The sequence below is a fragment of the Bacillus sp. AFS001701 genome (genome assembly GCF_002559405.1).
Classification (GTDB): domain Bacteria; phylum Bacillota; class Bacilli; order Bacillales; family Bacillaceae_G; genus Gottfriedia.
Genome location: NZ_NTZO01000264.1, coordinates 1 through 14308 on the forward strand (window position 1 = coordinate 1; position 14308 = coordinate 14308).

Below are 14308 nucleotides of genomic sequence, written 5' to 3' on the forward strand. Positions count from 1 at the left end.
TGTTTCAACTAAATTCAAGAAAAACTACCCCCTTTAAATATAAAGATTTAAAATATTCTAAATATATTATATTGCTAGAAAACAATTCTGACAAGTGAGAAAACTAGCACTTTTTAGACTTCTGATTTTTTAACAAACCAAAAAAAGAGTAGTTTCCTACTCTTTTTTAAAATAATAAACTCATAAATTCTACTTTCGTTACATTACCAAAATAATGGGTAAAATTAATTTCATTTAGCTTATTTTCAATCTCTTGTTGATCAAATTTACTACCAATCAGAAGCTGTTCTATATCAGATACATCCCCTACCCCAAAGAAGTCACCATAAATTTTAACATTCTCAATGATTCCTTTGTTTACATCTAAACGAAGATCAATCGAGCCAGCTGTAAATCTTTTACTTTGTTGAATATTGCATTTAGGAGATTTTCCAAAATTCCAATCCCAATTTCGGTATCTACTCTCAGCAAGTTCTTTGATATTTTTTATATCCTCATCTGTCCATTCGTATCGTTCTATTCTTCCATGTTCTTTAAAAATAGATTGTAAAATTAAATCTTTAAATTCTAGGATTGTTAAATCATTTTTTAAAAATTCCTTAATGTTTGCCACTCTACTTCGGACTGATTTAATTCCTTTAGATTGGATTTTTTCTAGCTTTACGTTTAATGCATTTACAACTTCATCTATATCACTATCAAACAACAATGTACCGTGGCTAAACATTCTACCTTTAGTAGAAAATTGTGCATTACCTGAGATTTTTCTACCTTCTGCTAAGATATCATTTCTTCCACTAAGCTCAGCATTCACACCGAGTTCTTTTAATGCCTCGATCACTGGCTCAGTAAACTTTCTAAAATTATGAAAGCTGTCACCATCATCTTTTGTAATAAAACTAAAGTTAAGATTCCCTAAATCATGATATACTGCTCCACCGCCAGATAATCTTCGAACTACATGGATATTATGATCATTTACATATGAAGCATTAATCTCCTCAGCAGTATTTTGATTTTTACCAATAATGATTGATGGCTCATTAATATAAAATAAAAAGTATGTATTTTCAGGATCTAGATTTTTTAGCGCATATTCTTCCATCGCTAAATTTAATGTTGGATCCGTTATTCCCCTATTATCTAAAAATAGCATATGTATCCTCCTATATCTTTGATTTCCATTCAAAACCTGTATAAGCTAAACGAACAAGTCCATTATAATACTTTTGGGCTTCACTTATTAAATCTTTTGTATTTCCTCTATGAGGAAGATGTGATAATAATAATTCTTTTACATTCGCCTCAGTTGCAATTGTTGCAGCATCTTTGCTGCTCATATGCCCCACTTTAGCTCCATCTTGGTTTTCATACATATTACAATCACTTATAAGCAAATCAGCGTTGGAAGAAAACGGAATGAAGTCTTCCGTATAGCTTGAATCAGCTGTATAGACTACTGAGTGGGTTGCTGTTTCAATTCGCATGGCAAAACAATCTACAGGATGAACTGTCTTAATAAATCGAATAGTAAATGGACCTAGGTCGAGAGCTTCATTTGGATGATATTCATATCCTTTTGTTGCTTCTTTATATGTTAACGAATTAAATTTTACATTATCAAATTTATGTCCGTATATAGGTAAAGCAAACTTATCCTTTCCAGCATTTACAAGTTTGAAGTATTGTAGTACCCCTATATCTGCAATATGGTCATGATGATAGTGTGACAGGATTACAGCATTTAAGCAATTAGGATCTATGTAATTTTGTAATGTAGCTAATGCACCAGAACCACAATCAACCAATAGATTAAAATTTTTTGATTTAAATAAATAGCATGAAGTTGCTTCACCTTTACCTGGATAGCCGCCCCAATAACCAATAACGGTTACTTTCATAAAACAAACACACTCCTTTATACTTATTATTTCTATGAAAATTTAAATTTATAAGCTTGTCCTTACTGTTTAATCAAAATAGGCGTTTAGATTATTTTTTAAAAATTGTACTAATACAGATTGACACAAAGTAAGTTGTAGTAATACAATACTAATAAGTTCACTAAAGGAGAGGGTAACATGCTTGTAAAAATGTCCGAATTTTTAAAACTATTACCAAAGAAAATATGTAAACACTGTAATTCGACGATTGAAGAACAACATGATTGCTACAGTAACACTTGTTCAAATTGCTTAAAAGATAGTTTTTAAGTGAAGTCTTTTAGGATCAGCAATTTTCTTAACGAAATGATTAAACATATTTATTAGTACAGAGACATAATAAAAAGAGCAACCTAAAAGTATCAATCCACTTTTTTGGTTGCTCTATTATTTACTAGTTGTTTTAAAAAGCCTTAATAGCTTCGAACAGCTTGATTTTCATGTGAGAACAAGTATTCAATTGTATCTGAAACTGCTTTTTCACCTTGATCTATGCAGTCTGGTAAGCCGGACCCATAAAATGAGCAACCGATTACCGATACACCAGGCATTTCTTTTTGTAAATATTGTTCCATGTTTTTCGTACGCTCTTTATGATTAATCGTATATTGAGGCATAGCATCTTTCCATCTTGAAACAATATAAAACTCTGGTTTTTCAGTTATATCCATCGTTTTTCTTAAATCTTCTAAAACAATTTCAACAAGTTCTTCATCCGTTTTATCGACTATTTCCTTATTGTAAGGTCGTCCAACGTAACAACGTAAAAGAACTTTACCTTTTGGACATGCATGTGCCCATTTTTTATGAGTCCAAGTACACGCTGTTATATTAAAGTCATTATTGCGTGAAACAACAAAGCCTGTACCATTTATATCCTTCTTAATTGCATGCTCTGGAAATGCAAGTGCAACATTCGCAACTGATGTAGAAGGAACTTTTTTGAAAGGCTCAAATACAGGTTTATTATTAAATAGTTGTGGAATAAAATGATGAGGTACAGTAACGATAATTGAATCTGATTCTATCTTTTCATTATTGCTAAGCAAAATCTCATATTTTTTTCCATTTTTATTTATATTAACTACTTGTACACCTTTTAAAACTTCCTCTTGGTCTAACTCTTCTTCAATTCGTTCAACAATTGTTTGAAGACCTGTACTTACAGTCTGGAAAATTCCTTTTCTCGGACCTTTTGATTTCTTCACAGGCATCTCTTTTTTCATTCCTAGAACAATACTTTGATGTTTTTGTTCAATTTGGAAAAATTGAGGGAACGTTGCCATTAAACTCATTTGGTCAATGTCGCCTGAATAAATACCTGATAAAAGGGGTTCAATTAGATTCTCAACTACTTCATTACCTAGTCTTCTTCTAAAAAATTTACCTAGTGACATATCCCCTTGGACATGTGTTTTTGGTAAAACAAAGTCTAAACCTGCACGAATTTTTCCTGCAGGTGAAAATAGACCTGAAAAAATAAAAGGCTTGATTTGTGTTGGAATCCCCATGTTTGAACCTTCTGGCATACCATGTAATTTATTATGGGCTAATACATATGATTTACCAGCAGAGTTAAATACGATTTGATCTTGGATCCCTAAGTTTTCAGCTAATCGATATGCACTCTTTTTTCTTGCCAAAAATGAGTCAGGGCCACGTTCAATAACAAATCCATCTTTTCTAATTGTTTGGATTTTTCCTCCAAGCCTTAATGAACCTTCAATTAATTGAATATCAATTGGAAGATTATTTTTTAATTTTTCTTGTTTTAAATAGTAGGCAGATGTCAATCCAGTAATACCGCCACCAATAATGACAACCTTCTTATTCACTTCTTTACCTCCTATTACAAAACCATATTATTGTTCGTTTAATTTTCTTAATACAACCGTACTAAGCCCACTAATAAATAATGGATCCGTATTAGGCATAGGTGGACGAACATATGCTTTTTGAATTTCATCCGTTACTAGTTTACATTCTATATCATTATCATATAGTACTTCTAAATGCTCACTTACAAATCCTAATGGTAAGTATACGTAAGTTTCAAAATCATAATTTTCATCCAACTCACGTGTTAAATCTTGTACATCAGGTCCAAGCCAAGGGTCTGGTGTATTACCAGCACTTTGCCATCCTAGAAAATAATGACGAATATCAGATTGCTGAACGACTAACTCGGCAGTTTCCTTAAGTTGCGCTGGGTATGGATCTCCAAAGTTAAGAATTTTTTCAGGTAAACTATGTGCTGAAAAAATAAACGCCGTTTTTACACGTTGCTCTTCATTCATTGGTTCAAGAATTGCTTCTACTTCACGAACCCAATATTGAATAAATCGTTCTTCTTTATACCAATCATCTACATGGATAATTTTTGGCCCGTGTATTTTTTCTGAATGATTTGTAGCACGTTCGTTATATGACTTTACACTAAACGTAGAATAATGTGGTGCAAGCACGATACTAACTGCTTTTGTTATTCCATCTTTTTTCATTTCATCTACAGCATCTTCAATGAATGGTTCAATATGCTTCAGTCCAATGTACATTTTGAATTCTACTTTGTCTTGGATCTTATTTAAATCTTCTTCTAATGCTTTTGCTTGTTCAATTGTTATTTTTGCTAAAGGAGAGATTCCTCCAATTGCACGATATCGTTCAGTTAGTTCTTCTAGCGCTTCTTGTGAAGGCTTTCTACCTCTACGAATATCTGTATAATAACGCTCAATATCTGATTCCTTATATGGCGTGCCGTAAGCCATAACTAATAAACCGATTTTTTCTTTCATGTCATCACCATAGTCCTTTTATATTAAGCTTTAACCCTTGATGAATACTCATGTACAAAACTTGTTAATCGTTTAAGAGTATCAGGATTTACTTCAGGGAATACCCCATGACCTAAGTTGAAAATATGACTTGGATTTGCCATACCCTCATCTAATATTTCCTTCGCACGTTTCTCAATTACTTCCCATGGTGCTAATAAAAACGCAGGATCTAAATTACCTTGAAGTGTTTTTGTAATCCCTAAAGAGCGAGCTTCAGTAATAGAAGTTCTCCAATCAAGCCCAATTACATCTACAGGCAGTTCATTCCATTCATGAATTAAATGGCTTGCTCCAATTCCGAACATAGTAGTTGGAATATGATCTGCTTTAAGTGCTGTAAAAATCTTTTCCATGCATGGTTTAATATAAATGCGATAATCATTAGCATTCAAAGCACCAACCCATGAATCAAATAATTGAATTGCACTTGCCCCTGCTTTAACTTGTGCTTTTACGTATTTGATCGTCATGTCTGCTAAATGATCCATTAAAGCAAACCAGGCTTCTGGCTCAGCGTACATAAATGATTTTGTTTTATTATAGTTTCTAGAAGGTCTACCTTCGATCATATAGCTAGCAACTGTAAATGGTGCACCTGCAAATCCAATTAATGGAACCGAAAGAACCTCTGTTGTTAATAATTTAATCGTCTCATAGATATAAGGTAGTTGCTCTTCTGGATGAATATCAGTTAACTTTTTTACATCTGCTAAAGAACGAATAGGATTGCTTATTACCGGTCCTACTCCTGATTGAATTTCTACGTCTACTCCAATTGCAGGAAGTGGAGACATGATATCTTTATATAAAATAGCTGCATCAACATTATATTGGTCCACTGGTAGCGCTGTTACGTAAGCGCATAATTCAGGTTGATGAGTAATTTCAAATAAAGAATATTTTTCTTTTATTTTTCGGTATTCTGGCTGAGAACGCCCTGCTTGTCTCATATACCAAACTGGTGTATGCGTTACTTCTTCTCCTCTAATCGCTTTAAGAAATGTATCGTTAAAATCTTTTTTCATCCTTCAAAGTCTCCCTTTCACTTTTCCAAACTCTACTATTAAATATACTGATTGAACCATTAATTGTATAGAAAACTCGAATTTTGACACATAATGTTCACTGATTTTACAATTTTTCTCAATTAATAGGCCTATTTTACTACCAGACTTTTCCCATTAAAAATTATATCAAAATATGTCTAAAATATCGAATTAATAATCTTTATTTATTAATACTTTTTATAAAATAAAGGAGTTTTATAATTCTTTTTTTAATGTTCGATTAATGGTTATCTCATTGTTCAATCTTCTTAATCTATTTACTATTTTTCTTAAGAGATACAGTTTTTACGAACATAGTTTTAATAGGAAATAAAAAACTCCCCTTCAAATCATTTGATAAGAAGGAGAGCCTTAAAATGTCTATTCCTTATTTCTTATGTTGGGTTTGACAAGTTTAGACCTCTCACCTTCTTCTTTTGTTTGAGGATTGTACGGTACTATATAATAAGAAGGGACATTAAATACATTTACAAAGGAATCTTTGTACTCATCTAAACCAGTAACAGTATCTATTAATTTCTCTTTTCCATTTTTCACTCGATAGATTCGATATTGTTGTCTGTGGTCAGTTGGTGCATTCCAATTAATGACGACAGTGAACAATCCAAATGGAGAGAACGATACTTTTGATTGAACAATAGAAATAGGCTCTAAGTTTATCGGTGATTCTAAATCGTCTATATTTTTTGGCTTTTTAAATTTGGTAGATGGTTCTCTTCCTGCTTCACTTAAAATCTTTTTAAATAAAATAGTTGGATATGTACTACCATTTCTTAAAAAATGGTTTGAATCTGTTTTATCATATCCCATCCAAATTGCGCCTACTACGTCTGGTGTATAGCCTACAAACCAAGCATCTTTGTTTCCATTTGTTTGGCCAGGTATATTTGTAGATCCGGTTTTACCAGCTAAATCGCCATTAAAACTTCCTCTACTAGCTGTCCCTTCATTTACAACACCTTTAAGCATTTTTGTCATATACCAAGAGGTTTGTGATGAAAACACTTTATATTCCTTAATTTTCGCTTCAGCAACTAATTCATTGTTCCGATCATAAATTGCATTAATAACAAAAGGTTCTAATGAGTCTCCATCATGATCAAAGGCACTATATGCTTTTACTAGCTCTAATGGTGTTAAACCAATCTTAAGTCCTCCAAGCGCCATACTTAAACCTTGATCGGGAATATTCAAATCCATTTTTTCTAAATACTCTTTTGCATTATCAATCCCAATATCATTTAATAACCAGACTGCCGGCACATTTGCTGACTCTATTAATGCATTAAACATCGAAATCGTTTTCGTATAAACTCCATTATAATTCTTCGGTTTATAGTCTCCTAACGCACTCTGTTCATTTGGTAATAAAGAATACGGATTGTAGTTTCCCGTTTCAAGCGCTGGCGAATAGACAAGTAAAGGCTTCATTGTTGAACCAGGCTGTCTTTTCACGTTAATACGATTTAAACCTTGAAAATAGTAATTTCTACCCCCAATCGCTGCCTCTACACCGCCTGTTTCGGAGTTTATTAATACGAAGGCTCCTTCGGCATTTTGATCAGTTCCCGGAAAATAGTTTCCATTTTTAAAATATTTATAGGCGGTTAATTGTGTTTTTTTATGGATAGGAACGACAACTTTGTATCCACCATTTAAAAGTTGGTCATAAGAAATGCCATATTTCTCTTTTGCTTCTTTTATAACCATATCAATATATGTAGCATATCCGTTTTCAAATTTTTGTTCCGTAATATGTAATACTGATGGTTTACTTTTGGCATTCTGATACTCAGTTTCAGTTATATAATGCGTATCTAGCATTTTATAAAGAACAAGATTCCTACGCTCCAAAGATCGCTCTGGTTGTGTAACTGGATCATAATGTGATGGAGCTTTTAATAAGGCTGCTAACGAAGCACTTTCTTCAATGGTCAAATTTTTAACATCTTTCCCGAAATAATATTTTGCAGCTCCACCTATGCCATATACCCCGTGACCGAAATAAACCTGATTTAAATACATTTCTAGTATTTGATCTTTTGTATATTTTCTTTCTAGATTGATTGCTATAATTACTTCCTTTGTTTTTCTCATAAATGTTTTGTCGTTCGTCAAAAAAACATTCTTTGCAAGTTGTTGAGTAAGTGTACTCGCACCTTGTACTTTACTAAATGCTTTTATATCATTTACTATAGCCCGAAAGATTGATTGTGTATCAATTCCATGGTGCTTATAGAAACGTTCATCTTCAATTGAAACTACTGCTTGTTTAGTATAATCAGGTATATCACTAACTGAAACGATTTGATGATTTTCATTATATAGCTTTGATACAAAATTCCCCTCTAAATCTACCATTTCCGATGATGAATGGACGACTAACTTATCTTCATCTATAACATAATTACCTAAGAAAACGATTAGTAAAAATCCAACAAAGCTAATTAACAGGACACTTAACAGTCCTATTGCTAAATATCCCCACTTTTTCAATTATTTCACCTTCATTTCTCTTACCATATAACAAATAGTATATCCACTTATTCCCATGAATAAGTCATTATTTCCTTTTTTTCGATGTATATTTCCTTGGAAATACATTTTTCGTCATTTCTTAATTGAAGATAATTTTGAAGGATATCAATTACATTTCTTGAATAGGTTATATAGATAGTAAGTAGGAGGGTGAAATAATGTCAGATTTATTTTCTTTATTAGATTCATATTATCCGAAAATGGTATCTACTCGTAGATACCTACATGAAAATCCTGAGCTTTCATTTAAAGAATACGAGACAGCAAAATTCATTCAAAACTTTTATCAACAATTAAATATTCCATTCAAATCAAATGTCGGTGGCAATGGTGTTGTTGCTACAATTAATGGTCGTAACCCTGGAAAAACAATCGCTTTACGAGCTGATTTTGACGCATTACCTATTCAAGATGAGAAAAATGTTCCTTATTCCTCAAAAGTGCCTGGTGTTATGCATGCATGTGGTCATGATGGTCACACTGCTACACTATTATATTTAGCAAAAGCACTTCATGAGCAAAAAGATTCATGGGACGGTAAGGTTGTATTACTTCACCAACATGCAGAAGAATATGCACCAGGTGGAGCAATTTCTATGATTGCTGATGGCTGTTTAGACGGTGTTGATGAGGTTTATGGAACCCATTTGTGGGCAATTGAAGAATTAGGAACAATTGGTTATCGAAAAGGACCAATCATGGCTGCAGCTGATCGTTTTTCAATCACAATCCAAGGTCAAGGCGGTCATGGTGCAGAACCCCATCGAACAAAAGACAGTATTGTAATTGCTAGTCAACTTGTTATGGCACTTCAACAAGTTGTTAGTCGGGAAACAAATCCAATTGACACTGTAGTGTTATCGGTCGGAAGTTTCGAAGCAAAAAATGCTTTTAATGTAATCGCCGATCGAGCAACTTTAATAGGAACGGTTCGTACGTTCAAAAAGGAAACACAGGAAAAAGTAAAAAAACAAATAGCTAGAATCATTAAGGGAATTTGTCTAGCAAATGATGTTACATACGAATATAAGTACGATGATGGATATCCTCCAGTAGTAAATCATGAAAAAGAAACTGATTTATTAGTAAAAGTAGCCGAATCAGTTGATGAAGTTAGTCAATTAAAAGAAATGGACCCTAAAATGGGCGGAGAAGATTTCGCATACTACTTACAAAAAGTACCAGGAACATTCTTCTTCACAGGAGCTAAACCTCCTCACTTTACAGAAGCATACCCTCATCACCATCCGAAATTTGATTTTGACGAAAAAGCAATGCTAATCGCAGCAAAAACACTAGGGTCAGTGACTTTAACTTCATTAAAGCAATCACAAAAATTAGTTAAGCAAAAATAAAAAAAAGGAGAACTTTTAGTTCTCCTTTTTAGTATGTAACTCTTTAAATATAATCGTCCTTCTTCTTCATATACCTTAATCGATAAGCATTTTTAGCCGTTTCACCTAATTGTTCAAGAAGTTGATAATTTACATAAGCTCCAACCGGTGCTCCAATAATAGGGACTAATTGCAGAAGTTTTGCTAAATCGATATGATCTCGATATTCTAGTTGTAATTGCTCCCAATTGACTTGGGGATTTTCATCTACTTTATCTTCCCACTTTTCAATTACTTGAAATACTTTTTTCCGATGGCTGTCACTTGAAAAAGCAAGTTGAAAAATATACAGCATAAATTGTCGTTCAAGCTCATCTTTAGGTGAGTAACCATAAATTTTTGCTGCCTCAACTAAAAACCTAATTTTGATCCCTAGTAATAACGGAAAATCAGCAAGACCGAGTAATATTCCACCCGCTCCTGTACCCGCACCTTCTACAGCTGAAATCTTTTTGTACTCGTTTAACTTTTTATCTAAGATCAAATCTCTTTCTCTAAGTGTTAATGCTTCATACTCTTCACCACTGCCATTAAAAACAGTAGACCCTCCCATAAATAAAACCGTCATATTTTTAACTGTTTTTGTGAGCAAATCTTGGATTTGTTCTGGTAATAATGATTGAAGCTTTAACTGAACTTTTTTTGCAGAAGTTTGAAAAACATTTGAATCGGACATTACTTTTTGTTTCCATCTAGATAGTTCGTACTGAATACGAAGTTCATAAGAATCCATTTTGTCCACCCTTTACAATTTTTGTGGCTGACGTAACCTTTTATGCACATAAAATTTAATTAACCACATTGAAAATAAAGTATACACAACGATTGCAATAATAAAGTTTAAAATTGACAAGCCCTTTATTAAACCAATAATACTAAAAACAAGACTACATATTATTAGTAGTATATACAAAAGTGTCGAAATAGATTTTTTATTTTCTTCATTTGTATAAGGATAAATTTTCCACAATAAATGATAGTTGTACTGTTTTAAAATAGACATATTCTGTAGAGAAATTAAGTAAAGAAATAAAATGCCAATCAATATTTTTCCAATCGTAGTTGGCACCAAGTAAACTACAAACCCACCTACGAAAAGTTGTCTTAAAAACATACTTAAATAGTTACCATTTCGGATAAATGTACGGACTAGTAAATAATTCGCAGCATTTCTCATTTTAATTTTATTAATGATTGGATCGGCCCATTTTCTTCGCTTTACTTGTTGTTGAATAGACGGCACATCAGTAAACATATTCGCAAATCGATAAAAAGTCGCTAATCTTGAAGTATCAAGTTTAACATTTCTTTCCCATTGTACTCTTTTATTTTTACTACCTATTTGAATAGAAAATACATACACAGCTAAAATTACGATCATTATTACAAGGAAAAAACTGCTCCATTTACTTAATAAACCATAAATAAATAAGAAATTACCTAGCAACCTTAAACAATAATCAAAAGCTCGATTTAAAACACCACTATTTGTAAGGTGCAAGTATGAAACAAAGAGATTGTATCCTTTTAATAAGAAAATTATTACCATAAAGACGATAAAACTTTTTGTTTGTCCTAGCGAAAATTTCTTATAAATTGGATAAATCACACCTAACATCATTAACATTAAATAAACTTGAACGATGTACGTAATAAAAAAGGAACGGACAAAGTAGCTTTTCATCTTTTTTTCTAAAGGTAGTAAATAATGCAAATCAGGTCCTTTAAAAAAAGTAGTTACATGACCTGTTATAACAAGAAAACTAAATAGAATAGCGATTAGTAAAATAGCCGGAAAGTCTGAAGAAATTGTTTTTAGCATCTGTTGATAATAGTATGCTCCTCCTCCAAATCCAAAAACAATTACAAATTTTATATGATCATTAAAAATATAACGACCATATTTACTCATTTCTTTTATGAAACTCCTATACCGTGCTAACCATAATTTTTTTATCGTACTCATATTTCTTTTTCCTTCGTTGCAAAAATATAAATTTCATCTAAAGAAGCATTTGGCATATTATATTGAGTTTGCAATTCGTTTAATGTACCTTTTGCAATAATGACTCCTTCATGCAAAATAATAAATGAATCACAATAAATTTGAGCAGTCGATAAAATATGAGTAGACATTAATATGCCTGCTCCTTTTTCTTTTTCATTGTTCAAAATCTCAAGTAAATCATTTATCGCGATTGGATCTAGTCCTAAAAAAGGTTCATCTATTATGTATAACTGCGGTTGGACTATAAGGGCACAAATGATCATTACTTTTTGTTTCATCCCTTTAGAAAATGTCGAAGGAAAATATTTTCTTTTATCATATAATCTAAATGTTTTTAATAGCTCTTCACTACGTTTTTTAAAATCTTTTTCAGGAATATTATATGCCAACGCTGTAATTTCAAGATGTTCCTGTAAAGTTAATTCATCATAAATCATCGGTGTTTCAGGAACATATGATATGCTAGCACGATATGCAGTTGGATCTTTATCAAAAGATTCACCATTAATTAATATGTCACCTTTAGATGGTTTCAAAAGTCCTAATATATGTTTTATTGTCGTACTCTTACCGGCACCATTTAACCCGATTAACCCAACAAGCTCATTCCTATTAATCGTAAATGAGACATCTTTAATGACAGGCTGTCTAGTGTATCCACCTGTGACATCTTTTACATGCAATAAAGTCATTCTTTACAAATCCTTTCAAATGTACTTTTCCTATAAATTTTATTGTATCAAATAATAATCTTAACTTCCCTATTATCATATTTATGGAATACTAAAAAAAATCCTTCTTTTTTTGAATACTATTTTAGGTTAAGGGTATTATAATTCATGAAGGGAAAGCAACACACTTTCCAGTTCAAAATTTGAAATGAGGTGTGTGTTAAAGGAAATTTAATTTGCGTTCAAACCTAAGTCAGATAATTGTTTAAGTGAAATGAGGTACCTCCAAAGATTAACAACGTTGTCATATACAGCAATGCAAAAATCTAAGGAGATGGTGCGCTTGAACATGTTCTATAAAAACAAAGGTCATTAGTATACCAATTTGTAAATGAGGTGTCTCGAGCAGAACATATAATTTATTTATAGGTGTACCAATTTATTGAACATTAAAGCAAATGAGGTGTCTGTTAAAGACAATTTAACTTATAAACCTAAAATCATTTTCTATAATCTTTCCCCTTCATCAAGGAGCAACTACTGGTTGCTCCTTGTTTTATGTTGTTGAAAAACATCATGTCAATTAATAACTAAATTTTCGTAAAGGAGTTTAGTGATGTTGATTTCCACTATAGGATGCTCGCTTTCTTAGACTTCTCGCATCTCCCACAGGAGTCGAGTAACATTCGCTCCAATCAACTTATTCAATTCCTTCTATTATCTATACTCTTATTTATCCAATTAACCAATAATTAACTTAATGGTCCATTTTTTTCAATCATGTCATCTTTTCAGGTCCATCCTTTGTTTTCTATCCTTTCCTATATCCTTCATCCTTTTAAATTTTCTTCTGCTTTTAAGAATATTTTATTTACTACAGTGCATCATAATTCTTGAAGGGAAAGCAACACACTTTCTAATTCAAAAATTTGAAATGAGGTGTGTGTTAAAGGTAATTTAATTTGCGTTCAAACCTGTGCAAGGTAACTGTTAAAGTGAAATATCTCCCAAGATAAAGCATCGTTGTACAAACAGCAGTGAAAATATCCAAGGAGATGGTTAGCTTGAACATGATCACTTAAAAACAAAGGTTTTAGTATACCAATTTGTAAATGAGGTGTCTCGAGCAGAGCATATAAATTTATTTTAAGGTGTACCAATTTATTGAACATTTAAGCAAATGAGGTGTCTGTTAAAGACAATTTATAATTACTCCAATATTCTTTCCTCTTCATCAAGAAGCAACATCGGTTGCTTCTTGTTTTATGTTGTTGAAAAGAAGTTATGTCATATGATTTCCACTCCTAGATACTCCACCTAATTTTGTTCCTTGTACGAAAGCCTTCCCATACACCTGTTAAATAATTATTTGGATCATTAAGAGTATAGATAATTGAAGTTTTAGTTAAGCTTCTTTTTGATTTCTTGCATTTCTTGATTTTTAATACTTACTCCCTGCTTTCACGCTTATAATAGTTTTTTATTGTTTTTGCATACTTTTCTTTCATACAGTGCATCATAATTCTTGAAGGGAAAGCAACACACTTTCCAGTTCAAAATTTGAAATGAGGTGTGTGTTAAAGGTAATTTAATTTGCGTTCAAACCTATGCAAGGGTAGTTGTTGAAGTGAAATTTCTCCATAGATAAAACATCGTTGTATAAACAGCAGTGAAAACATCAAAGGAGATGGTTAGCTTGAACATTATCACTTATAAACAAAGGTTTTAGTATACCAATTTGTAAATGAGGTGTCTCGACCAGAGCATATAAATTTCTTATAAGGTGTACCAATTTATTGAACATAAAAGCAAATGAGGTCTGTTAAAGACAATTTATAATTACTCCAATA

General features: G+C 32.1%; 11 protein-coding genes. 2 read left to right on the forward strand and 9 right to left on the reverse strand.

The window, feature by feature from the left end:
* Positions 1 to 166: 166 nt before the first annotated feature.
* Both lplA and CN514_RS17145 read right to left on the reverse strand, forming a co-directional pair.
* Positions 167 to 1156 (reverse strand): lipoate--protein ligase, encoded by a 990-nt coding sequence (lplA, locus tag CN514_RS17140; protein WP_098233643.1) that lies wholly within the window; start codon positions 1154 to 1156, stop codon positions 167 to 169.
* 10 nt (positions 1157 to 1166) lie between these two features.
* Positions 1167 to 1901 (reverse strand): MBL fold metallo-hydrolase, encoded by a 735-nt coding sequence (locus CN514_RS17145; protein WP_098233644.1) that lies wholly within the window; start codon positions 1899 to 1901, stop codon positions 1167 to 1169.
* Between the two features lie 192 nt (positions 1902 to 2093).
* Between CN514_RS17145 and yhfH the strand changes: the two genes are divergently transcribed.
* On the forward strand, positions 2094 to 2213 hold the full coding sequence (gene yhfH / locus CN514_RS17150; RefSeq protein ID WP_419471568.1) for a protein YhfH: 120 nt from the start codon (positions 2094 to 2096) through the stop codon (positions 2211 to 2213).
* Between the two features lie 143 nt (positions 2214 to 2356).
* Here the strand turns inward: yhfH and hemY are convergent, their stop codons facing one another.
* From hemY to CN514_RS17170, 4 genes are all read right to left on the reverse strand, one after another.
* Positions 2357 to 3778, reverse strand: a complete 1422-nt coding sequence (gene hemY / locus CN514_RS17155; protein ID WP_098233645.1) for a protoporphyrinogen oxidase — start codon at positions 3776 to 3778, stop codon at positions 2357 to 2359.
* Positions 3779 to 3805: 27 nt separating this feature from the next.
* On the reverse strand, positions 3806 to 4738 hold the full coding sequence (gene hemH / locus CN514_RS17160; RefSeq protein ID WP_098233646.1) for a ferrochelatase: 933 nt from the start codon (positions 4736 to 4738) through the stop codon (positions 3806 to 3808).
* Positions 4739 to 4761: 23 nt separating this feature from the next.
* Entirely contained in the window at positions 4762 to 5805 is a 1044-nt protein-coding gene (hemE, locus tag CN514_RS17165) for a uroporphyrinogen decarboxylase (protein WP_098233647.1), read from the reverse strand.
* A 402-nt stretch (positions 5806 to 6207) separates the two neighbouring features.
* Positions 6208 to 8343 carry a transglycosylase domain-containing protein gene (locus CN514_RS17170; RefSeq protein WP_098233648.1) on the reverse strand — a complete coding sequence of 712 codons (2136 nt, stop codon included), beginning with the start codon at positions 8341 to 8343 and terminating at the stop codon, positions 6208 to 6210.
* Between the two features lie 197 nt (positions 8344 to 8540).
* On the opposite strand from CN514_RS17170, the gene CN514_RS17175 reads away from it, so the two are divergent.
* A complete protein-coding gene (locus CN514_RS17175) occupies positions 8541 to 9740 on the forward strand; it encodes a M20 family metallopeptidase (protein ID WP_098233649.1) in 1200 nt (399 codons plus the stop codon).
* Between the two features lie 43 nt (positions 9741 to 9783).
* Here CN514_RS17175 and CN514_RS17180 read toward each other — a convergent pair whose 3' ends face one another.
* Genes CN514_RS17180 through CN514_RS17190 form a run of 3 tightly spaced genes read right to left on the reverse strand, consistent with a single transcriptional unit; the run spans position 9784 to position 12479 of the window.
* Positions 9784 to 10512: an EcsC family protein gene (locus CN514_RS17180; RefSeq protein ID WP_098233650.1), complete on the reverse strand. Its 729-nt coding sequence runs from the start codon at positions 10510 to 10512 to the stop codon at positions 9784 to 9786.
* 12 nt (positions 10513 to 10524) lie between these two features.
* Positions 10525 to 11745, reverse strand: a complete 1221-nt coding sequence (locus tag CN514_RS17185; protein ID WP_098233651.1) for an ABC transporter permease — start codon at positions 11743 to 11745, stop codon at positions 10525 to 10527.
* Entirely contained in the window at positions 11742 to 12479 is a 738-nt protein-coding gene (locus CN514_RS17190; protein WP_098233652.1) for an ABC transporter ATP-binding protein, read from the reverse strand. Before CN514_RS17190 ends, CN514_RS17185 begins: the two co-directional genes overlap by 4 nt.
* Between the last annotated feature and the right edge of the window lie 1829 nt (positions 12480 to 14308).